Genomic DNA, 23,350 nt, shown 5'->3' on the forward strand with positions numbered 1-23,350 from the left:
CGTCAGGCGGACTTACCGGAGGAGAGGACGCTAACCGCTCCGCCCCGGACGTTCAGATCGCCCCGCCCGTCAGCCGCTGGCACACCATGTCGAGCTGATCGAGCGTCGAATAACTCAGCGTCAGCGTGCCGCCGGTCTCACTATGCGCAACGCGCACTTGAAGCCCCAGCAGATCGGCCAGCTGCCGCTCCAGAGCCGCGATATCCGCGTCGGGGATCCGTGCCTCGTTCACCGTAGTCGCCGCAGCTCCGCCCGACCGAGTCCGGCCCGGCTTGGCATCACGCGCCAGCTTTTCGGTCTCGCGCACCGATAGGCCGCGGGCGATCACCTGGTCCGCCAGTGTCTCGACATCGGGCGAACCAAGCAGCGCGCGCGCATGGCCCATCGACAGCGATCCTTCGACCACCTGCGACTGAACCTGTGCAGGCAGTTCGAGCAGCCGCAACAAATTGGCGACATGGCTGCGCGACTTATGGACGATCTTGGCCAGCACCTCCTGTGTATGGCCATATTCGCCCGCCAGCCGCTGATAGGCCTGTGCCTCCTCGATCGCGTTGAGATCCTCGCGCTGGATGTTCTCGATCAGCGCAATTTCGAGCGTCTCGGCGTCGTCGAAGTCGCGGACGACCACCGGGACCTCATGCAGCCGCGCCCGTTGCGCCGCGCGCCAACGGCGCTCGCCCGCGACGATCTGATAATCATGGCCGTGCGGCCGAACGATGATCGGCTGGATCAAGCCGCGTGCAGCGATCGAGGCGGCAAGTTCGCTCAGCATCGCTTCGTCGAAATGTCGGCGGGGCTGGTCCGGATGCGGCGACAGCGAACTGACCGGCAGCATGCGCACGCCGCTATTGATCGGCGCATCACCGCTCGCGCTGACCGGCGCCTCGCGGGCCATCTCGCCGAGCAGCGCGTTCAGCCCGCGGCCAAGTCCCGGCCGGCCGCGCTTGGTACCTTCACTCATGCCAATACCCTCACGCGGCTGCTCGTGCCGATACCGGAAGCCGGCCGATCATCTCGCGGGCGAGCGCGATATACGCCTGCGATCCGCTGCAGCGATGGTCGTAGATCAGCGCCGGAAGTCCGTGACTGGGTGCTTCCGACAGCCGTACGTTACGCGGGATGACCGTTTCGAACACGACCTTGCCCAGCACCGCGCGGACATCCGCCGAGACCTGATCGGTCAGCCGGTTGCGGCGATCATACATTGTCAGTGCAACGCCCAGGATCGACAGGCCGGGGTTGAACCGCTGACGGATACGTTCGACCGTGCTGAGCAACTGCGACAGGCCCTCGAGCGCGAAGAATTCGCACTGGAGCGGCACGAGCAGCGCATCCGCTGCAACCATCGCATTGATCGTAAGCAGCCCGAGCGACGGCGGACAATCGATCAGCGCGATATCCCAATGCCCTGTCGAGTCCTGCATCGCACGATCGAGCCGATGCGTCCGCGCATCGAATTCTACGAGCTCGATCTCCGCCCCCGACAGATCGACCGTCGCGGGGATCACGTCGAGCCGGGGCACGCGGCTGTGCACCACGGCCTGATCGATCGTCGCTTCGCCGATGAGGACGTCATAGCTCGATTTGACGCGTTGCGCATGGCCGATGCCAAGGCCGGTCGAGGCGTTGCCCTGCGGGTCGATATCGACCAGCAGCACCCGCATTCCCGTCGCCGCCAATGCGGTCGCGAGATTGATGGCACTGGTGGTCTTGCCCACCCCACCCTTCTGATTGGCGACCGCGATGGTGATCATCGCGCGCGGACTCGATCCAGAACCACGATAGACGACTCCGGGTTCGTGACGCTTTGTTCCACGTGGAACATAAAGTGCCAAGGCTTCTGAAGCGCGGTGATCTCTGCCTCATCGAGACGCCCCCGAGGCAATAGCCACCGCGTCTCTGTTGTGGCGCAGTGCGCCGCGCCACGCAAAAGGTTTTCGAGCGAGGCGACCGCGCGCGCCGAAATGATCCGCGCCGTTGAAGTGACGGACTCGACCTTGGTCAGATGCACCCGGACCTGCTCGCCAAGCCCCAGCCGGGCAACGCAGAGCTGGAGAAAGTCCGCGCGACGCCGGCGTGGTTCGACGAGATCGACCGGCCCGTCGCGCACCAGCGCGACGACCATGCCGGGAAATCCACCACCGGTTCCGATGTCGAGCCAGCGCATCGCATCTGTCGCCGGGCCCGCGAGTGCAACCAGCTGAAGCGAGTCGACGACATGCCGCTCCCAGATCGTCGGGATCGTCGAAGGTGCGATCAGATTCTGATGCGCGGCTTCCTCGACGACCATCGCGACGAACGCCGCGACCCGTTCGGTCGCGACGGGTCCAAACCGCTCGAGAACCCAGGTCCGTGCTTCGTCTTCGGTCATGCCGGCACTCGTTTCGTATGGAGAAGCACTGCAGACAGCGCCGCGGGCGTGATGCCCCGGATGCGTGCCGCAGCAGCCAGGGACAGCGGTCGTGCCGCACTCAATCGGTCGATCATCTCGTTCGACAGACCCGGAACTCGATCATAGGCAAGATCCTGAGGTAACAGGATCGCCTCGTCCGCGCGCAACCGCGCGACCTCCTGCGCCTGTCGTTCGATATAGGGAGCGTAGCGCGCATCCTCGACGACCTCGTCGACCACCGCCGCCGGGATTCCGATCGCTGCATCCGGCGCGACATGCGCAAGCTTCACGCCCTCGAAGCGCAACCAGTCGAACGCCGTCCGCCGCGCGCCATCACGCCCCACCGCAACGCCCTGATCCGCGATCTCCGTCGCAGTGCGTTCGCCGTGCAGTGCAGATCGGAACCGGACCCGGTCCTCGCCACGCGCGCGCTGATGGGCGAGCCGCACGGTGCCGAGGCATCCCGCCGCCTCCGCGATTCCGCCAAGCCGTGTCTCGGCATTGTCCGCGCGGAGCGACAGCCGGAACTCGGCACGCGCGGTCAGCATCCGGTACGGCTCGGTAACGCCCTGCAGGACAAGGTCGTCGATCATCACGCCGATATAGCTCGACGCGCGGTCGAGGATCACCGGTGGCAGATCACAGGCATGCGCCGCGGCGTTCAGGCCAGCAACCAGCCCCTGCCCGGCCGCCTCTTCATAGCCCGTTGTCCCGTTAAGCTGGCCGGCACAGAACACGCCGTCGATCGCGGAAAGCGCCAATCGCGGATCGAGCGCGCGCGGATCGATATAATCATATTCGACGGCATAGCCCGGCATCCTCATCTCGACACGCTCGAGCCCGGGAATGCTCGCGAGCATCGCTGCCTGAACCTCGACTGGCAAGGACGTCGACAGACCATTGGGATAGATCGTTGCGTCGTCGAGCCCCTCGGGTTCAAGGAACAGCTGATGGCCGTCGCGGTCGCCGAAGCGGGAAACCTTGTCCTCGATCGATGGACAATAGCGCGGCCCCGCCGCTTCGATCGCGCCGGTGAACAGCGGCGATCGGTGGAACGCGGCGCGGATGATCGCATGCGTCTCGTCCGTCGTCCGCGTGATCGCACAGGCGATCTGCGGCAGGATACGGGCGGTCGTCATCGGCGACATCGTCCATGGCTCGGGATCGGAGGGCTGCTCGGCAAGCGCCCCCCAGTTGATCGTCCGACCGTCGAGCCGTGGTGGAGTTCCCGTCTTCAGCCGCGCCATGGGCAGCGCGCGCGCGCGGAGCTGGTCCGCCAGCGGCTTCGCCGCGCGCTCGCCGATCCGGCCCCCTTCCTCACGGTCATCGCCGCGGAAGATCCGCCCGCCCAGAAACGTTCCGGTCGCCAGGACCACCGCACGGGCCGCGACCACGGCGCCGTCGGCGAGCACGACACCCGCGACGCGATCACCGTCCAGATGCAGCGCGCTGACCTCGCCAGCGATGATCGACAAGTTTGGCGTCGCCGCCAGCTGTGTCTGGATCGCCGCCGCATAGAGCCTGCGGTCCGCCTGGATCCTCGGCCCTTGGACCGCGGACCCCTTGCTGCGATTGAGCATCCGGTGATGGATCGCTGCGGCATCAGCAGCACGACCGATCAGCCCGTCAAAGGCATCGACCTCGCGGACCATATGGCCCTTGCCCAGCCCGCCTATTGCCGGGTTGCATGACATCGCGCCGATCTGCCGCGCGTCGAACGACACCAGCGCGGTACGCGCGCCCCTCCGCGCTGCCGCGGCTGCGGCCTCGGTCCCGGCATGGCCACCGCCAACCACCACTACATCGAACATGCCATCGCCGTAGAGCGACGCAACGATCGCGTCAAAGTTGTTCCACGTGGAACATCATTTGCCGATGCAGAAGCGGCCGAACAGTGCGTCGAGCATCTCGCCGGTCGCGTCGAGACCCAGCACCGCAGCGAGCCCGGTGCGGGCTTCGCGAAGATGCTCCGCAACGATCAACGGGTCGTTGCCCGCCGCACGCAGTGTCACCGCAGCCCGCTCGCAGCGTAGGCGCTGGTCCGCCTTGAGTGCCAGATCGTCGTTGCGCGGAAGCAGAGCGGCTGCGCGATCATGGACGACAGCCCAGAGCCGATCGAGCGATGCCTGGTCGCTTTGTGAGAAGGCAATTATCCGACCGGGTGGGACGCCCCCGTCCCGTCCCGGCAGATCGGCTCGGGCGTGAACCCAGATCGCATCCTCGCGTGGCGGCGCCGTGTCAGCCAGCCACAGCAGCAGGTCCGCCGTCGCCATCGCCGTCTCCGCCCGGGCGACCCCGATCGCCTCGATCGGATCGAGCGTATCGACCAGACCCGCGGTATCGGTCAGGACATAGGCAACTCCGTTGCGCAGGACCGGGACATCGATGCGATCACGCGTCGTCCCCGAGATCGGCGATACGATCGCGGCATCGCGCTCCCCCATCAGATTGAGCAAGGTCGATTTGCCGCTGTTGGGGGGCCCGCCGATCACAACGCGAAGGCCGTCTTTCAGTCGTTCGACCGGGGGGCTCGCGACCACCATCTCGATCTCAGCCGCCAGCGCTGCGATATCAGCGCACACGGCGTCGAAGGCCGCCGCATCGCTGGTCACGTCATCCTCGTCGGCAAAGTCGAGCATCGCCTCGATCCGTGCGGACAGCATCGCGACCGCGTCCATCCAGCCGCGCACCGCCTGGCTCACGCGCCCCTCGGTCGCGGTGATCGCGGCAACACGCTGTGCCTCGGTTTCGGCCGCGAGAAGATCCGCGAGCCCTTCGGCCTGGGTCAGGTCGATCCGTCCATTACCGAGCGCGCGGCGGGTGAATTCGCCCGGCTCGGCCAGCCGTAACCCGGTCATAGCCGCGAGCGTGCGTTCGACCGCAGCGATGACCGCCCGCCCCCCGTGGCAGTGGAGCTCGACCAGATCCTCGCCCGTCGCAGTGGTCGGGCCCGGAAAGACGATCAGCAATGCGCGATCGAGCATCGTCCCGCTGGCATCACGCAGAGCACGCAAACTGGCATGCCGCGCGGCAGGGAGCGGCCCGGCGAGCGCGACCGCCGCCGCAAACGCCTCAGACCCCGATATCCGCACCACTGCGATCGCCGCGGGCGGGCGCCCGCTCGACACTGCAAAGATCGTCGTCATTCTGTTACTCAACCGCCAGTCTTGCCCGTCTGTGTCGCGCCGTCGAACATCCGTTTCCAGAACGCCATCCCCGCCTCACCCATCGGCTGCCACCCGCGCATCATTGTCTCGATCATCTCGGGCTGCATCGCCCCGTCGCCGAGCCCGGGCATCGCCTCGATCATCATCGCGACATAGCGGTCATGAATCGGCGTCAGGTCGGGCAGCCCGACCGCGCGGCGGGCCTCTTCGGGCGTGCATTCGATTTCGATGTTCATCTTCATGGACGGCCCTTTCGGTGGCGCTTGAGCCGCACGGCGGGGCACGGCATAGCGTGGCAATGTATGCGCGGGATGCCGCCTCGATCGCAACGCCTATCGGGCTGATCCGCGTGACCGGCAGCACCGGCCGGATCGACGCGATCGCGATCGACCGGGACGGTATCGTCGAGGCGACCATGAACCCGGTGATCCGCGAAGCGCTCCGCCAGCTCAATGCGTATTTCGCCGGCCGTCTCACCGTCTTCGACCTTCCGCTCGCACCATCGCTGACGCCCCGCGGCGACGCGCTGCGCCAGGCGATCGTTGCGGTCCCTTACGGCCGGACCGCCAGTTATGGCGATCTAGCACAGGCGATCGGGTCGAGCCCGCGTGCGATCGGCCAGGCCTGTGCGCGCAATCCGTTTCCGATCGTCGTCCCCTGCCACCGAATTCTCGGAGCCGGGGGCGGGCTTGGTGCGTATTCCGCAGGCCAAGGCCCGATCACAAAATCCCGGCTGCTCGATCTCGAACGGCCGCAAGGAGGATTGCTATGACCAATACCACCACCATCCCGACGCTCGCGGGCGACGGCAGCTTCACCGCCTATCGCGCGGTCCCCGCCGGCACGCCCAAGGCCGCGATCGTCGTGATCCAGGAGATCTTCGGCGTGAATGCCGGCATCCGCCGCAAGTGTGACACGCTCGCCGAGGCCGGCTATCTCGCGATCGCCCCGGACCTGTTCTGGCGGCTGGAGCCGGGCATCGAGCTCGACCCGGACGTGAAGCCCGAATTCGATCGCGCGCTCGAACTCATGGGCCAGTTCGGCCAGGACAAGGGTATCGCCGATATCGAGGCGACGATCCGCGCCGCGCGCAGCGAACTTGGTGACGGCGCCAAGGTCGGCGCGGTCGGCTATTGCCTCGGTGGCCGCCTCGCCTTCATGACCGCGGCGCGCACCGACATCGATGCGAGCGTCGGCTATTACGGCGTCGGGATCGACGGGCTGCTTGGCGAGAAGCACGCGATCGCAAACCCCGTGCTGCTCCACGTCCCCGAAGAGGATCATTTTGTCGACAAGGACGCGCAGGCGGCAATGCACGCCGGGCTCGACGATCATCCCAAGGTCACGATCTACGATTATGCGGGCGAGGATCACGGCTTCGCGACCGAGTTCGGCGAGCGCCGGTCGGATGCGTCGGCCAAGCTGGCGGACGAACGCACCGCGGCCTTCTTTGCCGAACATTTGGGCTGAGGGCTGAAAGGCACCCCTCCCCCCTCGTCATTCCCGCAAAGGCGGGAATCCATACTGGCAGGCGGTGGTGCAAGATCGCCGACCTTTGAGGATATGGATCCCACCTGCGCGAGGATGACAGTGGGGGGTCGTGTTCGAGCACACTATGCGCGGCATGACAAACGAACAAACGCCACAAAAAAGGCCTCGCCGGACGATCCCGGCGAGGCCTTTTCCTTATCCGGACACTGCCTCGATCAGCCGAGCAGCGACACGATCCCGAGCGTTTCGCCGGTACCGGTCCAGCCCTCGTAGATCATCTTCACCGCGACCACGAGGATCACCGCCAGGCCGATATAGGCGATCCAGCGATAGCGGTTGATGATCCGAGCGATGAAGTTTGCCGCCAGCCCCATCATCGCGACCGACAGCAACAGGCCGATCACGAGGATCCCCGGATGCTCGCGCGCCGCGCCCGCGACCGCGAGCACGTTGTCGAGGCTCATCGACACGTCGGCGACCGCGACCGCCCAGGCGGCGCTGGCAAAGCCCTTGGACGACTTGATCCCCGAGCGTTCGTCACCCTCGATTTCCTCGGAGCCGGCGTTCTCCGCACCCTCGCGGATTTCACGCCAGAATTTCCAGCTGACCCAGAGCAGCAGCAGGCCGCCCGCGAAGATCAGCCCGACGATCCCCATCAGCCACGTCACGATCAGCGCGAAGAAAATGCGCAGGACGAGCGCGGCGCCGATGCCGATCAGGATGACCTTCTTGCGCTGGTCAGCAGGAAGCCCCGCTGCGAGCGCGCCGACGACGATCGCATTGTCGCCGGCAAGGACGAGGTCGATCATCAGGACCGATCCGAACGCGGCCAGCGCCTTCGGGTCGCCGAGATTGGAGAAGTCGGCGACGATGTGCTGCCAGATTTCCAGCGGTGAACCGGGTCCGGTTACTCCCGATGCGGCGGTGGCCAGCATGGCGATGATACTCAAGATGTCAGCTCCCGGTGACGGGCCACCACCGACGTGCGGAGATGGCGGATTTCAATGGGTTTCATAGCAAAGCGGCACACGAAAGCCATTGCTCTCGCGTGCCGCATTTTGGGTCGGTCTTCTTGGCCGGACATGGGCGAAGCCCATGTCGTCGGTCGGGACGCTGCCCCGCCGGCCGAACCGGTGCGAGTCCTGCGCCAGCTTGGCGCAGGCCGCCCTCGGTTATTGATTCATGCTGTCGAAGAAATTCTCGTTGGTCTTCGAGTCCTTCATTTTGTCGAGCAGGAACTCCATCGCGTCGATCGTGCCCATCTGCATAAGGATACGACGCAGCACCCACATCTTGGAGAGCTTGGCCTTGTCGACCAGCAGCTCTTCCTTGCGGGTACCCGACTTGCCGACGTCGAGCGCCGGGAAGATGCGCTTGTCCGCGACCTTGCGATCGAGCACGATTTCCGAGTTGCCGGTGCCCTTGAACTCCTCGAAGATCACCTCGTCCATGCGGCTGCCCGTGTCGATCAGCGCGGTGGCGATGATCGAGAGCGAGCCGCCCTCTTCGATGTTGCGCGCGGCACCGAAGAAGCGCTTCGGGCGCTGCAGCGCGTTCGCATCGACACCACCGGTCAGTACCTTGCCCGACGACGGCACGACGGTGTTGTAGGCACGACCCAGACGCGTGATCGAATCGAGCAGGATCACCACGTCCTTCTTGTGCTCGACCAGGCGCTTGGCCTTTTCGATTACCATCTCGGCGACCTGCACGTGGCGCTGCGCGGGTTCGTCGAACGTCGAGCTGACGACCTCGCCCTTCACGCTGCGCTGCATGTCGGTGACTTCCTCGGGGCGCTCGTCGATCAGCAGGACGATCAGGAACACCTCGGGGTGATTATCGGTGATCGCCTTGGCCATGTTCTGCAACATGACCGTCTTGCCGACGCGCGGCGGGGCGACGATCAGCGTGCGCTGGCCCTTGCCCTGCGGCGACACGATGTCGATCACCCGCGCCGACTTGTCCTTGACGGTCGGGTCGGCGGGATCGAGCGTCAGCTTGCTCTCGGGGTAGAGCGGCGTGAGATTGTCGAAATTGACACGGTGGCGCACGACGTCGGGGTCATCGAAATTGACAGCCGTGAGCTTCACCAGCGAGAAATAGCGTTCGCCATCCTTCGGCCCACGGATCTCGCCCTCGACCGTGTCACCGGTACGCAGGCCGAACTTCCGCACCTGGTTCGGCGAAATGTAGATGTCGTCGGGCCCTGCGAGATAGTTCGATTCCGGCGAGCGCAGGAAGCCGAAACCATCGGGCAGCACTTCGATCGTGCCGAGCCCCATGATCTGGTCGCCATTGTCCGCCTGCACCTTCAGGATCGCGAACAACAGGTCCTGCTTGCGCAGCGTCGAGGCGCTCTCGACTCCCAGTTCCTCGGCCAGCTGGACCAGCTCGGCGGGCTTCTTCTTCTTCAGATCTTTGAGATGCATGGGGATTTCCGGATAGCGATCAACGGGAACAGGTTCGGTCTGCGGGTGCGCTAGAAAGCGGAACTGGGCGAGCCGAACAGGCAGGACCACACGACCGGGCAGGACGCCAGGAGGCCGTGCTGGGAATCGAGGTAGAATTGGGGGGGCGGTTAGTCAAGCGGGACCGCGTCCCCACTCCGTCGTCATTCCCGCGTCGGCGGGAACCCATATTGGCGAACCTGGCGGCACTATCGCCGACGTCAGAGGCTCTGGGTCCCCGCCTCCGCGGGGATGACGAGAGTTGGTGCGACGCGCTTAGAACGGCTTGACGATCACCAGCACGACAATGAGCGTCACCGCCAGCGCAGGGATCTCATTGAGCATCCGCAACTGCTTGCCCGTCAGCGTCGGCTTCCCCGCCGCGAGCTTCTTCGCATAGCCGACCGTCCAGCCATGATAGCCCGTCAGCAGGAACACCAGCAGCAGCTTGAGATGCAGCCACCCCAGCCCCGGCGCGCCGTCCGCTAGCCCGAGATTCAGCGCAAGTGCGAGCCCCAGCACCCAGACGACGATCATCGCCGGGGTCAGGATGATCTTGCGGATCTTGCCCTCGCGCTCGATCCAGCTGGCCGCCTCGGCTGCATTGCCCGCGGCCAGCGCCTCCTGATGATAGACGAGATAGCGCGGTAGCATGAACAGCCCCGCCATCCAGAAGATCACGAAGATCAGATGCGCAGCCTTCACCCAGTCATAGGCCGCCCCGAGAAAACCGCTCATGTCGTGCTCCTGACGCGGGCGATCAGTTGCTCGACATGCGCGATCGGCGTGTCGGGCAGGATACCGTGACCCAGATTGAAGACGTGCGGACGATCACCGAACGCCCCGAGAATCCGGTCGATCGCCGCATCGAGATCCGCACCGCCCGCGATCAGCGCGAGCGGATCGAGATTGCCCTGCACCGGCAGGTCGGCAGGCAGCGACGCGTGAGCCCAGACCGGATCGACCGTCTCGTCAAGCCCGATCGCATCGGCACCCGTCTCGCGCGCATAGGCGGGAAGCTTGCCCCCTGCCCCCTTCGGAAAGCCGATCACCGGCACGCCGGGGCAGCGCGCATGGAGTTCGTCGATGATCCGCGCGGTTGGCGCGATCACCCAGCGTTCGAACTGCGCGGGCGATAGCGATCCCGACCAGCTGTCGAACAGCTGAACCGCATCCACCCCCGCCTCGATCTGGCGGACGAGATACTCGACGGTGTTGTCGGCGATCGCATCGATGATCGCGCCGAAGGCTGCCGGATCGCGATAGGCGAAACGCCGCGTCTCGCCCTGATCCTTGCTGCCCTTGCCTGCCACCATATAGGTCGCAACCGTCCAGGGAGACCCCGCAAAGCCCAGGAACGTCGTCTCGGGCGGCAAGGCCTCGGCGACCCGTGCGACGGTCTCGTAGACCGGCTCCAGCCGCTCCGGCACCGACTGCAGGCGATCGAGCGCATGATCGACCAGCGCGGGTTCGAGCCGCGGCCCCTCGCCCACCCCGAAGCTCAGATCCTGCCCCAGCGCCCAGGGAATCATCAGGATGTCCGAGAACAGGATCGAGCCGTCGAAGCCGAACCGGCGGATCGGCTGCAGCGTCACCTCGGCGGCGGCCTCGGGATCGGTCGCGAGCGCGAGGAACCCGCCCTTTTCCGCTCTGAGCGCGCGATATTCGGGAAGATAGCGCCCGGCCTGGCGCATCAGCCACAGCGGCGGGGTCGCCTGACGGTCGCCGTGCAACGTCGCCAGAAGCGGCTTGAAGGTCGGCACATTGGGGGTCGGATCGGTCAGCGGAGCACCCTTCTTCTACTATAAGAAGATTCAAGAAAGAGGTTGTTGCAGTGGTTGGGCGGTTGATCACGGGACTTATGCGGTGATCCCGGAAATGCCAACAGCTTGACCTCTGCACACCCGTACAAACGCGCTGATTCGATTCAACCGTTCCCGCAACCCACAGCCTGTGGATAACTTTTCGGCCTGTGCGCGGCCCTGTGGACAAAAGGTGACTTATCCACAGCAACCGGCCCGCTTGGCGGGAGGCATGAGTTACGCTAGCCCTTATCCGCATGTTATCCACAGATTCATCCCGATGCCCCCCCGCGGCAGGGCTACGCGACCTATGATACGGCTCCATCTTCACCTGCTGTCGGACTCGACGGGCGAGACGCTGGAGAACATCGCCAAGGCGGCGCTCGCGCAATATGACGATGTCGAGACCGTCCGCCATTTCTGGCCGATGGTTCGTACCGAGGCGCATCTCGAGCGCATCCTTCAGGAGGTCGCACAGAATCCCGGGCTCGTGATCTTCACCCTGGTGAACCCCGCGACGCGGCGGATCCTCGAACAACGCTGCCTTGCGCTTGGTCTCCCCGCGGTCGCGCCACTCGATCCGGTCAACGATGCGCTGTCGGGACTGCTGGGTCAGCAGGCCAAGGCGCGGCCGGGTCGCCAGCACGTCCTCGACGCCGCCTATTTCGCGCGCGTCGACGCGATCCAGTGGACGATCGCGCATGACGACGGGATCGCGTGGGAAGAATGGGAGGAGGCCGACATCGTCCTCGCCGGCGTCTCGCGCTCGTCGAAAACGCCCACCTCGATCTACCTCGCCAATCGCGGCTACAAGACTGCCAATATCCCGATCGTCGTCGAAAGCCCGCCGCCGAAGATCCTCTACACCTTGCGGAAGCCGCTGATCGTCGGGCTGACGACGAGCGCTGACCGGCTGATCCAGGTGCGCCGCAACCGTCTGCTGTCACTGCATCAGGCACCCGACACCTCCTATGTCGAGGAAGAGGCCGTGATGCGCGAACTCGCCTTTGCGCGGCGGATGTTTGCGGACAATGGCTGGCCAGTGATCGACGTGACACGGCGGTCGATCGAGGAAACCGCGGCGGCGATCATCGCGCTGTGCAACCAGCGCCGGCCCGAGGCATGAGCCTGCTGATCCTCGCCTCGCAGAGCGCGTCGCGTCGTGCCATGCTCACCGCGGCGGGCGTCGCGTTCGATGCGACCTTTGCAGGTGTCGACGAGCATGCGGCCAAGGCGGCCCTGGTCGCGCTGTCACCGCGCGATCTTGCCGACGCGCTTGCCGAACTCAAGGCGACGAAGGTCTCGACGCGGATGCCGGGACATCTCGTCCTTGGCAGCGACTCGCTCGTCGCGCTGGAGGACGGCACGATCCTCGACAAACCGGTCGATCGCGATGACGCGGCCGCGCACCTGCGACGGATGTCGGGCACGCATCATGACCTGTGGAGCGCGGCGGTCATCGCGGAGAATGGCCGACCGGTGTGGCGCCATGTCGAGCGCGCGCGGATGCATGTCCGGCCGCTGTCCGACGCGTTTATCGAAACCTATCTCGAAGCCGAGTGGCCGGCGATCGCGGGGTGCGTCGGCTGTTACCGGATCGAGGGTCTAGGCGCGCAGCTCTTCACGAAGATCGACGGCAGCCAGTTCACCGTGCTCGGCATGCCGCTGCTCAACGTGCTCGATTTCCTCCGGACCCGCGGTGCACTGCCCGCCTAGCGCGTGTGCCTCTGACGGCGATCGGCGTTCGTCTGGCAATCCCGGTGGTATCGATTACACGCCATCGATGCGGTGGCGGCGTCGAACGCGAGCCAGCCCGGGATCTTATGGAGCTCTGAATGACCCCTCGCCCCTATGCCGAAGTGATCGGCGATCCGATCGCCCAATCGAAATCGCCACTGATCCACGGCTTCTGGCTCGACGCGCTCGGGATCGACGCCGAGTACCGGCACAAGCACGTCACCGTGGCAGAGCTTCCAGCCTATTTTGCCGCGCGAAAGAGCGATCCCGCCTGGCGGGGCTGCAATATCACCATGCCGCACAAGCTGGCGGCGCTCGATCATGTCTCGGATCCCGGCGACGTCCGGGGTTCGATCGGCGCGATCAATACCGTCTTCCGCAACTCCACCGGCGACTGCATCGGTACGAATACCGATGCTGCGGGGTTCTGGGCGCCGATCGATGATCTCGATATCGCCGGCCAGCCCGTCACCGTGATCGGTGCGGGCGGCGCAGCGCGCGCGATCCTGTTTGCGCTGTCGCGTATGGGCGTCGGTCCGGTGACGATCCTCAACCGCAATCCCCTCAAGGCGGCGGCGTTGCTGTCGACATTCGGGCTCAAGGGACAGGCGTTGCCGATCGGTCCGGCGGTCCCGCCGTCGCGGCTGCTGGTCAATGCGAGCATCCTCGGCATGGCCGGTCAGCCGCCCCTCGACCTCGATCTCGGCGCGCTCGATCCCGACTCGCTCGTCTATGACATCGTCTATTCGCCGCTCGAGACCGGACTGCTCAAGGCCGCCCGCGCGCGCGATCTCGAAACCGTCGACGGGCTCGAAATGCTCATCGGCCAGGCGGCGGTCGCGTTCGAGATTTTGTTCCACGTGGAACCTCCGCGGGACCGCGACGAGGCCTTGCGCGCGCTGCTCACCGCATGATCGTCGGGCTTACCGGATCGATCGGCATGGGCAAATCCGCGGTCGCCGCGATGTTCGCGGAGGAAGGCGTCCCCGTCTTCGACGCCGATGCGACGGTCCACAAGCTGCAGAGTATCGGCGGCCGACTCGTCGACCCGATCGGCGCCGCGTTTCCCGGCACTGTCCATGACGGTGCCGTCGACCGCGCAAGATTGGGCGCGGCGGTGTTCGGCGACGACGCCGCGATCCGCCGTCTCGAGGCGATCGTGCATCCCGCGGTCGGTGAGGAGCGTCAGGCGTTTCTCGATTCTCATGCCGGCGCACTGGTCGTGTTCGACGTGCCGCTGTTGTTCGAAACCGGCGGTGACGCGCGCGTCGACTGCATCGTCGTCGTGACCGCCGCCGCCGATGTCCAGCGGGCCCGCGTTCTCGCCCGCCCCGGCATGACCGCCGAGCGATTTGCCGCGATCCTCGCCCGCCAGACACCCGATTCCGAGAAACGCGCGCGTGCCGATCATGTCATTCGCACCGACACGAGTTTCGACGAAACTCGCGCGCAGGTTCGTGCGGTGATCGCTTGCGTGACGGGACGTGAGCGCCGATAACAGCCGGATGCGTGAGATCGTCTTCGATACCGAAACCACCGGCCTCAGCTTTTCCGGTGGCGATCGCATGGTCGAGATCGGCTGTGTCGAGATGGTCAACCGGGTCGAGACCGGGCGCACCTTCCACGCTTATTACCATCCCGAACGGGACATGCCGGTCGAGGCGTTCAACGTCCACGGACTGAGCCAGGCGTTTCTCGCCGACAAGCCGCGGTTCGGCGACGGCGTAGCGGACCTGCTCGATTTCGTCGGCGATGCGCCGATGATCGCGCATAATGCGAGCTTCGATTTCTCGTTTCTCAACGGCGAACTCGTCAAATGCGGTCGGCCGATCATTCACCTGAACCGGATGATCGATACGCTGCAGATCGCCCGCAGCCGTCATCCGGGCGCGAAGCATTCGCTTGATGCGCTGTGTTCGCGGTTCGGGATCGATAGGAGTCACCGCGTTCTCCACGGCGCGCTGCTCGACGCGCAGCTTCTGGCGCAGGTCTATGTCGAGCTGTTGGGTGGTCGCCAGATCGGTCTCGGCCTGCTCAGCGAGCGAACCGTCACCGCTGCGACTCCGGTCGTCGCACCGGCGCCTCGTGTCGTTCGGCAACCGCGCGTTTTCACGGTCAGCGAGGGAGACCTTGCGGCCCATGCCGCGTTTATGAAGGGGATCAAGGATCCGATTTGGGGGGCCGTGGCGTCCGGATGACGCCGGGCGGACGGAGCCAATAGGACCGTCCGATGAGAAGGAGACGATAATGGATATCCGGATTTCTGGTCATCAGGTCGCCACTGGCGATGCGCTCAACAGCCATGTGGAAGACCGACTCCAGGGTATCGCCGACAAGTATTTCTCGCGCGCCATTTCCGCCGAGGTCACGTTCGGCAAGGGGCCGCATGATGCCGGCTTCAAATGCGATATCGTCGCGCATGTCATGAAGGGGCTGGTGCTCAAGGGCCATGCCGATGCCTATGACGCCCGTGCCGCGTTCGACAGCGCCGCGGCCAAGATCGAAACCCAGCTTCGCCGCTATATGCGCCGCCTGAAGGATCGCCATGCCGGTGAAGCCGTGGCGATCGCGGAAAGCAACGGCTATGACAATGCAAGCTATACGCTGTTTCAGGAGCAGGTCACCGAGGACGATGCCCCCGATGCGCCCCTGATCATTGCCGAGACGCGCGTCGACATCCCCGAGGCCAGCGTATCCGACGCGGTGATGATGCTCGATCTTCGCAATACAGCCGCATTATTGTTCATGAATGCGGGTACTGGCGCGCATAACATGGTCTATCGCCGCGGTGACGGCACGATCGGCTGGGTCGAACCGCAACGTTCGGCATCCGCCGCACCCTAATAGAGCGCGCAAGCCGCAACAGCTGTTGTGACGCTGCGCTTTACGCCCCCGTGCAAACCGTTAAGGCGGGGCGTGCGGGGGCGCTTTTGAGACATGAACAGCATGAATGACTTCAGTGATATGCTGCGTCCGGACGCGGTCCTGACCGGCATGGTCGCGGCAAACAAAAAGGCCGTGCTTCACCATGTCGCCACGCTTGCTGCCGAGATTGTCGAAGGCGACGCAAAAACTATCGCAGACCGTCTGATTGCCCGCGAAAAGCTGGGTTCGACGGGATTTGGCGGTGGTGTCGCGATTCCCCATGCCAAACTCGACGGACTGACACAGGTCACGGCGGTGTTCGCGCGACTGGCGCAGCCGATCGATTTTCAGGCCGTCGACGATCTGCCTGTCGATCTCGTCTTCATGTTGCTGTCGCCGACCGATGCGGGCGCGGTTCATCTGAAGGCGCTTGCCCGGATATCGCGTCGGCTGCGCGACAAGCTGTTCTTGGACAAGCTGCGCGGTGCGGGTTCGACCGATGCGCTCTATGCGCTGTTCACCGCCGATGCGGTCCGCGATGCCGCCTGAACTGGCCTCCGCCGGCGCCGAGGCACATTTTCGTGCGCTGGAATCGCTCTACGCCTGTGCGCCGATCAACCGCTTCTTCGAATCCACGCTCGAGATTCCGGAGGCCGGTGTTGCGCGGATCCGGTTCACGATCGACGAACGTCATTATCATGCCGGCGGTGCCGCGCACGGGACGAGCTATTTCAAGATGCTCGACGATGCCGCCTTCTATGCCGCCAACAGTCTCGTCACCGATCGCTTTCTCCTGACGACCGCGTTCAACCTGTTGCTGACCCGGCCGTTAAAGGCGGGTCCGGTGATCGCCGAAGGCCGCTGGATCAGCGGGAAACGCCGCGTGTTCGTCGCCGATGCCCGGCTGATCGATGCCGAGGGGGAGGAGGCGGCGCGGGGCACGGGTACGTTCATGCGCTCGCGGATCGCCTTGGCCGGGCTTCCCGGATACCGCGTCTCGCCGCGTCCGCTGCCGTGATGGTCCTGCGATGAGCGACCGTCTTCCCAGCGGCGTCCTCGTCAGTGCGTTGCTCCGTCGGGTCAACGACGCGGGCGGTTTCGGCGCGGTGCTCGCCAAAGGGGACGCACAGGGCGGCGCAATCCTCGTGGTCGCCATCGATCGGGGCGCTCTGCCCCGCCTGCTCGAGCGCGGGATCGGCGCCGATGGGCGAACGGCACTGATCGACTCGACTCCGGCCGAAGATCTCGACGGCTATTGGCGTCGACGGCGGTCGAGCGATCCGGATCTCTGGGTGATCGAGGTGGATGTCGCAGCGGCGGAACGGTTCGCCGCTGAAACGATCCTGGCCGATTGACTCCAAAGTCCCCCCGATAGAGGGGATATTCAACATTGATTGGCGTTGTGCTGGGGCGGGTGCGATCCGGATCAGTTACGCAGTCGGGGGGATGCCTGGACGATCGGCTTGTACGATTGGTTCCGTGGTCCAACCGCATCTGAATAAGTTTGAATGACGATTTTGCAGCGGGCCGCAACGATTGCGGTCATGACCTTCTCCCTCGCCGGCCTGTTCGGCAACAGCGCGCCTAGCCAGGCGACCGGCGTCGATCGCTCGACTGCCAGCCTCACCGCACTCGCAAATCTAAACGCCCTCCCCTCTCAGAATGTTCCGCAGACCGTTCCCGCCGTGACGCCTGTCACCGCCGTCGAGCCCGCTGCACAGACCGCCGTCCAGACGTCGGCCGAAATCGAAGACGAAGAATTCGAAACGCTCGCTCAGGCCGTTGCCGCGCAGGATAGCGCCGCCGCCGACGAAGCGCTCCAGTGCCTTGCCGGCGCCATCTATTTTGAATCCAAGGGCGAGCCGCTCACCGGTCAGCTCGCTGTCGCCGAAGTCATCATCAACCGCGCCAAGTCGGGTCGTTTCCCCGCCGACGTCTGCGACGTCGTTAAGCAGCGCGGCCAGTTCAGCTTTGTCCGCGGCGGTCAGATCCCCGCGATCAACAAGGGCACGTCGTACCGCACCGCCATCGCCGTCGCGAAGGTCGCACTGGCCGATGCGTGGAACAGCCCGGCCGAGAAGGCGCTGTATTTCAACACCGCCGATCGCCGCCCTGCGGGCCGCGTGATCAAGGTCGCTTCGATCGGCAACCACGTCTTCTATCGCTGATCGACAGCCGATCCGGACAGGGTCCGGATCATGATCAGGATCCCACCTGCGTCGCCACGCTATAAACAGTCCGTGAACGCGCTTGCGTCGTTCGCGGATTGTTCTATTTCTGGCGCATGCTCGACACCCCCCCGGACTCCTGCATCGACGAACCCGGATCGCCCTTATGTGCCGCCGATGTGGCACGCGGCGTGATCCGGATGTTGTTGCGCCACGACCTGACCGCGATGGCGGAGGTTCCCCTCGACGGGGGGCGTCGCGCCGATCTGATGGCGATCGATGCCCGCGGGCAGATCGTCGTCGTCGAGATCAAGGTGTCGCGCGCGGATCTGGTGGGGGATGGCAAATGGCCCGAATATCTCGGGCATTGCGATCGCTATTTCTGGGCGGTGCCGGCCGGGTTCGACATGCGGCCGCTGCAGGGGGCAGCGTTTCTGCCCGAACGTACCGGGATCATCGTCGCCGATCGCTATGACGCCGCGATCGTCCGCGAGGCACATACGACCCCCCTGCCCGCGCATGTCCGCAAGCGCTGCACTTTAGCCTTTGCGAGACGCGCCGCACGCCGCCTGATCGCACAGGTCGATCCCGACGCCGCCGGTCTTGCCTTCTGATCCGGCTGGCGGCTGATCCTACCGATACGTGGCAGGATCAGCCGCCCGGCGACGTGATCGTCAGAATTTCGGCCCCGCGACCGCCTTGCGGGTCTTCTTCGGCGCATCGGCCAGCAGCTTGGTCACCACGACGTTGCGACCATCCTGCTTGGCATAATCGCGCGCCGACATGCCGGCGATGATATCGGCCTGATCGGGGTCGGCGTTTTCGTTGAGCAGCACGCGGATCATGGCAACGTCGCGGCGCTGAACGGCGCGGATCAACGGAGTCTCTCCTGCCGAATTGGCAAGATTCGGATTGGCGCCGGCGGCGGTCAGGATCGGGATCATGTCGGTCTGGCCGAGCGTCACCGCGAGGAGCAGCGGCGTGTTGCCCTTACCGTCGCGCAGATTGGCGTCGGCGCCTTTCTGCAGCAGGAACCGCAGATAGGTCTCGTCGGCACGTTTGATGACGATGTGCAACGCGCCCTCGCCTGTCGAGACGTCGCGCGCATTGACGATGCTGCTGCCCGGACGCCCGAGCATTTCGAGGACCTCGTTGTTCTTCGACTCGCGCACCGCGTTCAGGAATTTATAGCCTTCCGACTGGTTCTGCGCATGCGCGGCACGCGGGGCGACCACAGTGGCGACGGGAAGCGCGATCACGGCCCCCATCAACAGGGCGCCCATGGTCTTGGCGCCCGTCGTCAGGGCGGGGCACTGGCGGATATACGACATCGATAGATCCTCGGGACGCGGGTGATGTGCGACGCTTGCGCCGCACGCGCTAACAGATCAAGGCTGGCTGTATCATGACCAATCGACGCCCCGCCCTTCTCGCTGCCCTTGCGCTTGCGGCGTGCAGCCCCTCTGCGCCCGATACGAGCGCGGCGCCCGCGACGCCGCCGCTTGCCGGGGCGCGGATCGGCGGGCCGTTCACGCTCGTCGATCAGGACGGTCAACAGGTCAGCGACCGGCGGTTCGCGGGCAAATACCGGATCATGTATTTCGGCTACACCTTCTGTCCCGATGTCTGTCCGACCGACATGCAGACGATCGGTGGCGCGATGAAACTGCTCGAGGCCAGCGACCCGGCGCTTGCGGCGCGGATCGTGCCGATCTTCGTGACCGTCGATCCGACGCGCGACACCCCTGCGGTCGTCAAGCAGTTCGTCACCGCCTTTCATCCGCGCTTCGTCGGGCTCACCGGCAGTCCCGCGGCGATCGAGACCGTGAAGAAGGAATTCGCGATCTTCTCGGCCAAGGGAGATGCCGCGCCCGGTGGTGGTTACCTCGTAAATCACTCGCGTCAGGCCTATCTGATGGATCCGGACGGCAAGCCTCTCGCGCTGCTGCCACAGGATAAGGGACCACAGGCCTTGGCCGACGACATCAAGCGCTGGGCCCGATGAGCGCCAGATTCTGGGAAGACACGCCGATCGAGAAGCTTGACCGCGGCCAGTGGGAAGCCCTGTGCGACGGTTGCGGCAAATGCTGCATTCACAAGCTCGAGGACGAGGATACCGGCGAGCTCGTCGCGACCAATGTGTCGTGCCGGCTGCTCGACCGGCGCAGCGGGCAGTGTTCGGACTATCGCCACCGCCACGCCTATGTCGCCGAATGCGTGCGCCTCACGACGTCGAACGTCCGCGACATCGACTGGCTGCCCTCGACCTGCGCCTATCGCCTGCGTGCGGCGGGGGAGCAGCTTCCCGAGTGGCATTATCTCGTCTGCGGCGATCGCGAGGCGGTCCACCGCGCCAAACAGTCGGTCCGCGGCTGGACGATCAGCGAGGACGAGGCCGGCGAACTCGAATATCACGTGATCGACCGCGAACTCTGACCCGGTGATCGACGGCCTCGAGATCATCCGGCATCCGCGCGCGCGCCGGGCACGGTTGTCGATCGATCCCGCCAGCGGCCGCGCCCGGCTCGTCCTGCCCAAGCGGGCGGCCTTGAAGCAGGCACTGGCCTGGGCGGAGGAGAAGGCGGACTGGATCGCCGAGCAGCGCGCGCGTCTGCCGCCGCCGCAGCCTTTCGTTCCCGGCGCGGTCGTGATGGTCGCCGATGAGCCGGTGACGATCCACTGGACCCCCGGCAGCCGGCGCACAGTGGTCCGTGAGGGGGCGATCCTGTCGCTGTCCGGTCCCGTCGAGACGATTCCCCGCCGTGTGGAGGCATGGCTCAAGCATACCGCGCTGGGCCTGCTGGACCAGGAAACCGCCGAATATGCCGCCAAGGCGGGGGTGAGCGTCACGCAGGTCGCGATCGGTGATGCCAGGGGCCGCTGGGGCAGCTGCGCGTCGAGCGGGGTGATCCGCTACAGCTGGCGGCTGATCCTCGCCCCCGGCTTCGTACGGCGGGCAACGGTGGCGCACGAGGTCGCCCACCGCGTCCACATGAACCACGCGCCCGCCTTCCACGCGCTCGTCGCCGATCTCTATGGTGAGGATCCGACCCCGGCGCGCGTCTGGCTACGCACGCATGGCGCGGCGCTTCACTGGGTCGGTCGATCGTCCTGAAAGCGATCGCGCGAACTCTCGCGTGACCAGTCCCGCTGGGGCGCGCGCGGCTGCGGCGCGACGGGATCGCGCCGTGGTGCGTCCCGGCCCGTCACGCGGTCAATCCAGTCCTGGTTCAACTGCTGCTGCGGCACCTGCGGGGCCTGGTCGGACGGGTCCGCATCGGGGCGCGGTATCGGCTCGCCCGCCGGGGCATCGCTCGGCATATCCGGAACACCGCCAGGCTCGATCGGATTGCCGTTCTCGTCGACCATCATCTGGCCGTTGTCGGGCTGGCCGAAATAGCTCTCCTCATCGGGTTCGAGCTGCCATTCGGGCAGGGTCACCTGCGTCTCGAACTGCTCGATCGGGCGATTGGCCGTTGCAGGCTTCATGAACGCCGCCCAGGCGCGCGCCGGTGCCGTACCGCCGTGCAGGCCAGAGATCGGCCTGGCATCGTCGCGACCCATCCACACGCCGGTGGTGATGCCGCTGGAGAAGCCGAGAAACCAGCCGTCCTTCGACGCGCTGGTCGTGCCCGTCTTGCCCGCCACCGGGCGGCCGATCTGCGCCGCGCGGCCGGTGCCGGTGTTGACCGCGGTCTGCAACAGGTCGGTCATCTCGGCGGCGACATAGGGGGCGACGAGGACGTGGCTGCGATCGACCTCATGCGTGTAGATCGTCTGGCCGTTCGCGGTCACGCGGGTGATGCCATAGGGGGTCACCGCGACGCCCTTGCTCGCGACGCTGGCAAAGGCACGCGTCATGTCGATCACGCGGACCTCCGACGTGCCAAGCACCATCGAGGGATGCGTGTTGACCGTCGTCGTGATCCCGAATCGCCGCGCCATGTCCGCGACCGTCGTGAAGCCAACCTCCTGCCCCAGCTTGGCCGCGACGGTGTTGAGCGAATAGGCAAAGGCCGTGCGCAGGCTGACGGCGCCGGAATTGCGCCGCGAATCGTTGCGCGGGCTCCATCCGTCGATCGTCACGGGTTCGTCGACGATCGAATCCTCCGGCTTGTGCCCGGCCTCGAGCGCGGCGAGATACACGAACAGCTTGAACGCCGAACCCGGCTGGCGGACCGCCTGCGTCGCGCGGTTGTAGATCGACGAGACATAGTCCTTGCCGCCGACCATCGCCTTGACCGCGCCGTCGCGGTCGAGCGACACCAGCGCGCCTTGCGCACCCGCGGGGGCATTCGCCCGGATCGCGGCATCGGCATCGCGCTGCATCGACAGGTCGAGCGTCGTCCACACCTCGAGCGGCGCCTCGGTCTCGTCGATCAGCGTGTCGAGCTGCGGCAACGCCCAGTCGGTGAAGTAGCGCACGCTGTTCTGCTTCGGCTCGGGCGCCAGTTTGAGCCCCTGCACATCGGCGTCGGCCGCCTCGCCTGCGCTGATGACGCCGGTTTCCGCCATCGTCTTCAGCACGACGCCCGCACGGCCCATCGCTGCCTCGGCATCCGCGGTCGGCGAATAGTTGGACGGTGCCTTGACGAGCCCGGCGATCACCGCCGCTTCGGCCAGCGACAGGCGGTCCGCCCCGTGGCCGAAGAACTTGCGCGACGCGGCGTCGATCCCGTACGCGCCGCCGCCATAATAGACCTTGTTGAGGTAGAGTTCGAGGATCTGGTCCTTGCTGAACTTGCGCTCGAGCGCGAACGCCAGGATCCATTCGCGGAACTTGCGCCCGAACTTCTTCTGGTTGTTCAGGAAGACGTTGCGCGCCAGCTGCTGCGTGATCGTCGACCCGCCCTGGGTCCAGTGTCCGCGATCGAACCGCACCTTGACCGAGCGTGCGATTCCGACCGGATCGACGCCAAGATGCGAGCGAAAGCGCCGATCCTCGACCGCGACCGTCGCGTCGCGCATCACCGCGGGGATCTGGCCATAGGGCAGCCATTCGCCGAAACTCGGCCCCATCGACACGATCACGCTGCCATCGGCGGCATGCACCCGGATCATCTGGCCGTTGGGCGAGGATTTGAGGCTTTCGAAGCTCGGCAGCTGCGCGCGGGCGATGTAGATCGCGATCACCAGCGCGCCGAGCGCGAGGATGGCAATACCGGCAAGAACCTTCAGGAGGAGGACAAACCGGCGGCGCCATGAGGAGCGAGGCCGAGAGGGGCGGGAAGCGGGACGCGCGCGAGCCATGAAGGGTCGACGAAATACGCCTTAACCG

At 65.6% G+C, this 23,350-nt stretch carries 28 protein-coding genes; 16 read left to right on the plus strand and 12 right to left on the minus strand.

What is annotated here, in order from left to right:
- Nucleotides 1–52: 52 nt before the first annotated feature.
- Genes NEF64_RS01285 through NEF64_RS01310 form a run of 6 tightly spaced genes read right to left on the minus strand, consistent with a single transcriptional unit; the run spans nt 53 to nt 5,804 of the window.
- Nucleotides 53–964, minus strand: a complete 912-nt coding sequence (locus NEF64_RS01285; RefSeq protein ID WP_056406636.1) for a ParB/RepB/Spo0J family partition protein — start codon at nt 962–964, stop codon at nt 53–55.
- Between the two features lie 10 nt (nt 965–974).
- Nucleotides 975–1,757, minus strand: coding sequence for a ParA family protein (locus NEF64_RS01290; RefSeq protein ID WP_031396158.1), 783 nt, complete (start codon nt 1,755–1,757; stop codon nt 975–977).
- The gene (locus tag NEF64_RS01295) at nt 1,754–2,374 is read right to left on the minus strand and encodes a 16S rRNA (guanine(527)-N(7))-methyltransferase RsmG (RefSeq protein WP_056406638.1); all 621 of its coding nucleotides are present in this window, start codon (nt 2,372–2,374) and stop codon (nt 1,754–1,756) included. Before NEF64_RS01295 ends, NEF64_RS01290 begins: the two co-directional genes overlap by 4 nt.
- Nucleotides 2,371–4,206 carry a tRNA uridine-5-carboxymethylaminomethyl(34) synthesis enzyme MnmG gene (mnmG, locus tag NEF64_RS01300; RefSeq protein WP_252574547.1) on the minus strand — a complete coding sequence of 612 codons (1,836 nt, stop codon included), beginning with the start codon at nt 4,204–4,206 and terminating at the stop codon, nt 2,371–2,373. The genes NEF64_RS01295 and mnmG overlap by 4 nt, the downstream gene beginning before the upstream one ends.
- 54 nt (nt 4,207–4,260) lie before the next feature.
- On the minus strand, nt 4,261–5,541 hold the full coding sequence (mnmE, locus tag NEF64_RS01305) for a tRNA uridine-5-carboxymethylaminomethyl(34) synthesis GTPase MnmE (protein WP_056406643.1): 1,281 nt from the start codon (nt 5,539–5,541) through the stop codon (nt 4,261–4,263).
- Nucleotides 5,542–5,549: 8 nt separating this feature from the next.
- Entirely contained in the window at nt 5,550–5,804 is a 255-nt protein-coding gene (locus NEF64_RS01310; protein WP_031440901.1) for a DUF6489 family protein, read from the minus strand.
- 56 nt (nt 5,805–5,860) lie between these two features.
- Between NEF64_RS01310 and NEF64_RS01315 the strand changes: the two genes are divergently transcribed.
- Together NEF64_RS01315 and NEF64_RS01320 are read left to right on the plus strand one after the other, a co-directional pair.
- Nucleotides 5,861–6,334, plus strand: a complete 474-nt coding sequence (locus tag NEF64_RS01315) for a methylated-DNA--[protein]-cysteine S-methyltransferase (RefSeq protein WP_056406645.1) — start codon at nt 5,861–5,863, stop codon at nt 6,332–6,334.
- Complete coding sequence (locus NEF64_RS01320) at nt 6,331–7,032, plus strand: dienelactone hydrolase family protein (RefSeq protein WP_056406646.1); 702 nt, start codon at nt 6,331–6,333, stop codon at nt 7,030–7,032. The genes NEF64_RS01315 and NEF64_RS01320 overlap by 4 nt, the downstream gene beginning before the upstream one ends.
- 236 nt (nt 7,033–7,268) lie before the next feature.
- On the opposite strand, the gene NEF64_RS01325 is transcribed toward NEF64_RS01320, so the two are convergent.
- From NEF64_RS01325 to hemE, 4 genes are all read right to left on the minus strand, one after another.
- Nucleotides 7,269–7,988 carry a TerC family protein gene (locus NEF64_RS01325; protein WP_037528574.1) on the minus strand — a complete coding sequence of 240 codons (720 nt, stop codon included), beginning with the start codon at nt 7,986–7,988 and terminating at the stop codon, nt 7,269–7,271.
- A 237-nt stretch (nt 7,989–8,225) separates the two neighbouring features.
- The gene (gene rho / locus NEF64_RS01330) at nt 8,226–9,482 is read right to left on the minus strand and encodes a transcription termination factor Rho (protein WP_031395107.1); all 1,257 of its coding nucleotides are present in this window, start codon (nt 9,480–9,482) and stop codon (nt 8,226–8,228) included.
- 294 nt (nt 9,483–9,776) lie between these two features.
- Entirely contained in the window at nt 9,777–10,238 is a 462-nt protein-coding gene (locus NEF64_RS01335) for a CopD family protein (RefSeq protein WP_031440904.1), read from the minus strand.
- Nucleotides 10,235–11,263 (minus strand): uroporphyrinogen decarboxylase, encoded by a 1,029-nt coding sequence (gene hemE, locus NEF64_RS01340; RefSeq protein WP_051916478.1) that lies wholly within the window; start codon nt 11,261–11,263, stop codon nt 10,235–10,237. The genes NEF64_RS01335 and hemE overlap by 4 nt, the downstream gene beginning before the upstream one ends.
- Nucleotides 11,264–11,612: 349 nt before the next feature.
- Here hemE and NEF64_RS01345 point away from each other — a divergent pair, with 349 nt between their 5' ends.
- The 11 genes from NEF64_RS01345 to NEF64_RS01395 all read left to right on the plus strand — a co-directional run bounded on the left by NEF64_RS01345 (nt 11,613) and on the right by NEF64_RS01395 (nt 18,686).
- The gene (locus NEF64_RS01345) at nt 11,613–12,428 is read left to right on the plus strand and encodes a pyruvate, water dikinase regulatory protein (protein ID WP_031395104.1); all 816 of its coding nucleotides are present in this window, start codon (nt 11,613–11,615) and stop codon (nt 12,426–12,428) included.
- On the plus strand, nt 12,425–13,018 hold the full coding sequence (locus NEF64_RS01350; protein WP_082446876.1) for a Maf family protein: 594 nt from the start codon (nt 12,425–12,427) through the stop codon (nt 13,016–13,018). The genes NEF64_RS01345 and NEF64_RS01350 overlap by 4 nt, the downstream gene beginning before the upstream one ends.
- A 119-nt stretch (nt 13,019–13,137) precedes the next feature.
- Complete coding sequence (locus NEF64_RS01355; protein ID WP_031395102.1) at nt 13,138–13,953, plus strand: shikimate dehydrogenase family protein; 816 nt, start codon at nt 13,138–13,140, stop codon at nt 13,951–13,953.
- A complete protein-coding gene (gene coaE, locus NEF64_RS01360; RefSeq protein ID WP_031395101.1) occupies nt 13,950–14,537 on the plus strand; it encodes a dephospho-CoA kinase in 588 nt (195 codons plus the stop codon). The genes NEF64_RS01355 and coaE overlap by 4 nt, the downstream gene beginning before the upstream one ends.
- 7 nt (nt 14,538–14,544) lie before the next feature.
- On the plus strand, nt 14,545–15,237 hold the full coding sequence (gene dnaQ, locus NEF64_RS01365; protein ID WP_031395100.1) for a DNA polymerase III subunit epsilon: 693 nt from the start codon (nt 14,545–14,547) through the stop codon (nt 15,235–15,237).
- Nucleotides 15,238–15,286: 49 nt separating this feature from the next.
- Entirely contained in the window at nt 15,287–15,883 is a 597-nt protein-coding gene (gene hpf / locus NEF64_RS01370) for a ribosome hibernation-promoting factor, HPF/YfiA family (RefSeq protein ID WP_031395099.1), read from the plus strand.
- A gap of 102 nt (nt 15,884–15,985) precedes the next feature.
- Nucleotides 15,986–16,453, plus strand: coding sequence for a PTS sugar transporter subunit IIA (locus NEF64_RS01375; protein WP_031395098.1), 468 nt, complete (start codon nt 15,986–15,988; stop codon nt 16,451–16,453).
- Complete coding sequence (locus NEF64_RS01380; protein ID WP_031395097.1) at nt 16,443–16,922, plus strand: PaaI family thioesterase; 480 nt, start codon at nt 16,443–16,445, stop codon at nt 16,920–16,922. The genes NEF64_RS01375 and NEF64_RS01380 overlap by 11 nt, the downstream gene beginning before the upstream one ends.
- Nucleotides 16,923–16,932: 10 nt before the next feature.
- Nucleotides 16,933–17,259 carry a DUF1491 family protein gene (locus NEF64_RS01385; protein WP_056406650.1) on the plus strand — a complete coding sequence of 109 codons (327 nt, stop codon included), beginning with the start codon at nt 16,933–16,935 and terminating at the stop codon, nt 17,257–17,259.
- Between the two features lie 189 nt (nt 17,260–17,448).
- Nucleotides 17,449–18,072 carry a cell wall hydrolase gene (locus NEF64_RS01390; RefSeq protein ID WP_235516391.1) on the plus strand — a complete coding sequence of 208 codons (624 nt, stop codon included), beginning with the start codon at nt 17,449–17,451 and terminating at the stop codon, nt 18,070–18,072.
- A gap of 116 nt (nt 18,073–18,188) precedes the next feature.
- On the plus strand, nt 18,189–18,686 hold the full coding sequence (locus NEF64_RS01395; protein WP_056407374.1) for an MmcB family DNA repair protein: 498 nt from the start codon (nt 18,189–18,191) through the stop codon (nt 18,684–18,686).
- Nucleotides 18,687–18,746: 60 nt separating this feature from the next.
- On the opposite strand, the gene NEF64_RS01400 is transcribed toward NEF64_RS01395, so the two are convergent.
- Nucleotides 18,747–19,403 (minus strand): ankyrin repeat domain-containing protein, encoded by a 657-nt coding sequence (locus NEF64_RS01400; RefSeq protein ID WP_235516392.1) that lies wholly within the window; start codon nt 19,401–19,403, stop codon nt 18,747–18,749.
- Between the two features lie 74 nt (nt 19,404–19,477).
- Here NEF64_RS01400 and NEF64_RS01405 point away from each other — a divergent pair, with 74 nt between their 5' ends.
- From NEF64_RS01405 to NEF64_RS01415, 3 genes are read left to right on the plus strand one after another with little or no spacing between them, the layout of a single operon-like run.
- A complete protein-coding gene (locus NEF64_RS01405; protein WP_056406654.1) occupies nt 19,478–20,077 on the plus strand; it encodes an SCO family protein in 600 nt (199 codons plus the stop codon).
- Complete coding sequence (locus NEF64_RS01410; protein ID WP_031395091.1) at nt 20,074–20,508, plus strand: YcgN family cysteine cluster protein; 435 nt, start codon at nt 20,074–20,076, stop codon at nt 20,506–20,508. Before NEF64_RS01405 ends, NEF64_RS01410 begins: the two co-directional genes overlap by 4 nt.
- A 4-nt stretch (nt 20,509–20,512) precedes the next feature.
- Nucleotides 20,513–21,187: a M48 family metallopeptidase gene (locus tag NEF64_RS01415; protein ID WP_056406656.1), complete on the plus strand. Its 675-nt coding sequence runs from the start codon at nt 20,513–20,515 to the stop codon at nt 21,185–21,187.
- Here the strand turns inward: NEF64_RS01415 and NEF64_RS01420 are convergent.
- Nucleotides 21,163–23,322 carry a transglycosylase domain-containing protein gene (locus NEF64_RS01420; protein WP_082446877.1) on the minus strand — a complete coding sequence of 720 codons (2,160 nt, stop codon included), beginning with the start codon at nt 23,320–23,322 and terminating at the stop codon, nt 21,163–21,165. The two genes, NEF64_RS01415 and NEF64_RS01420, sit on opposite strands and share 25 nt — an antisense overlap.
- Between the last annotated feature and the right edge of the window lie 28 nt (nt 23,323–23,350).

It is taken from the genome of Sphingomonas aerolata (assembly GCF_023935825.1).
GTDB lineage: Bacteria > Pseudomonadota > Alphaproteobacteria > Sphingomonadales > Sphingomonadaceae > Sphingomonas > Sphingomonas aerolata.

Coding starts and splice junctions, on each gene's coding strand:
- NEF64_RS01295 (WP_056406638.1), bottom strand. CDS start 2,374: ATGACCGAAGACGAAGCACGGACCTGGGTTCTCGAGCGGTTTGGACCC.
- NEF64_RS01405 (WP_056406654.1), top strand. CDS start 19,478: ATGACCAATCGACGCCCCGCCCTTCTCGCTGCCCTTGCGCTTGCGGCG.
- NEF64_RS01390 (WP_235516391.1), top strand. CDS start 17,449: ATGACCTTCTCCCTCGCCGGCCTGTTCGGCAACAGCGCGCCTAGCCAG.
- hpf (WP_031395099.1), top strand. CDS start 15,287: ATGGATATCCGGATTTCTGGTCATCAGGTCGCCACTGGCGATGCGCTC.
- mnmG (WP_252574547.1), bottom strand. CDS start 4,206: ATGTTCGATGTAGTGGTGGTTGGCGGTGGCCATGCCGGGACCGAGGCC.
- NEF64_RS01345 (WP_031395104.1), top strand. CDS start 11,613: ATGATACGGCTCCATCTTCACCTGCTGTCGGACTCGACGGGCGAGACG.
- NEF64_RS01350 (WP_082446876.1), top strand. CDS start 12,425: ATGAGCCTGCTGATCCTCGCCTCGCAGAGCGCGTCGCGTCGTGCCATG.
- NEF64_RS01325 (WP_037528574.1), bottom strand. CDS start 7,988: ATGCTGGCCACCGCCGCATCGGGAGTAACCGGACCCGGTTCACCGCTG.
- NEF64_RS01315 (WP_056406645.1), top strand. CDS start 5,861: ATGTATGCGCGGGATGCCGCCTCGATCGCAACGCCTATCGGGCTGATC.
- NEF64_RS01395 (WP_056407374.1), top strand. CDS start 18,189: ATGCTCGACACCCCCCCGGACTCCTGCATCGACGAACCCGGATCGCCC.
- NEF64_RS01410 (WP_031395091.1), top strand. CDS start 20,074: ATGAGCGCCAGATTCTGGGAAGACACGCCGATCGAGAAGCTTGACCGC.
- dnaQ (WP_031395100.1), top strand. CDS start 14,545: ATGCGTGAGATCGTCTTCGATACCGAAACCACCGGCCTCAGCTTTTCC.
- NEF64_RS01420 (WP_082446877.1), bottom strand. CDS start 23,322: ATGGCTCGCGCGCGTCCCGCTTCCCGCCCCTCTCGGCCTCGCTCCTCA.
- NEF64_RS01285 (WP_056406636.1), bottom strand. CDS start 964: ATGAGTGAAGGTACCAAGCGCGGCCGGCCGGGACTTGGCCGCGGGCTG.
- NEF64_RS01290 (WP_031396158.1), bottom strand. CDS start 1,757: ATGATCACCATCGCGGTCGCCAATCAGAAGGGTGGGGTGGGCAAGACC.
- rho (WP_031395107.1), bottom strand. CDS start 9,482: ATGCATCTCAAAGATCTGAAGAAGAAGAAGCCCGCCGAGCTGGTCCAG.
- NEF64_RS01380 (WP_031395097.1), top strand. CDS start 16,443: ATGCCGCCTGAACTGGCCTCCGCCGGCGCCGAGGCACATTTTCGTGCG.
- mnmE (WP_056406643.1), bottom strand. CDS start 5,541: ATGACGACGATCTTTGCAGTGTCGAGCGGGCGCCCGCCCGCGGCGATC.
- coaE (WP_031395101.1), top strand. CDS start 13,950: ATGATCGTCGGGCTTACCGGATCGATCGGCATGGGCAAATCCGCGGTC.
- NEF64_RS01400 (WP_235516392.1), bottom strand. CDS start 19,403: ATGTCGTATATCCGCCAGTGCCCCGCCCTGACGACGGGCGCCAAGACC.
- NEF64_RS01310 (WP_031440901.1), bottom strand. CDS start 5,804: ATGAAGATGAACATCGAAATCGAATGCACGCCCGAAGAGGCCCGCCGC.
- NEF64_RS01335 (WP_031440904.1), bottom strand. CDS start 10,238: ATGAGCGGTTTTCTCGGGGCGGCCTATGACTGGGTGAAGGCTGCGCAT.
- NEF64_RS01355 (WP_031395102.1), top strand. CDS start 13,138: ATGACCCCTCGCCCCTATGCCGAAGTGATCGGCGATCCGATCGCCCAA.
- NEF64_RS01385 (WP_056406650.1), top strand. CDS start 16,933: ATGAGCGACCGTCTTCCCAGCGGCGTCCTCGTCAGTGCGTTGCTCCGT.
- NEF64_RS01375 (WP_031395098.1), top strand. CDS start 15,986: ATGAATGACTTCAGTGATATGCTGCGTCCGGACGCGGTCCTGACCGGC.
- NEF64_RS01320 (WP_056406646.1), top strand. CDS start 6,331: ATGACCAATACCACCACCATCCCGACGCTCGCGGGCGACGGCAGCTTC.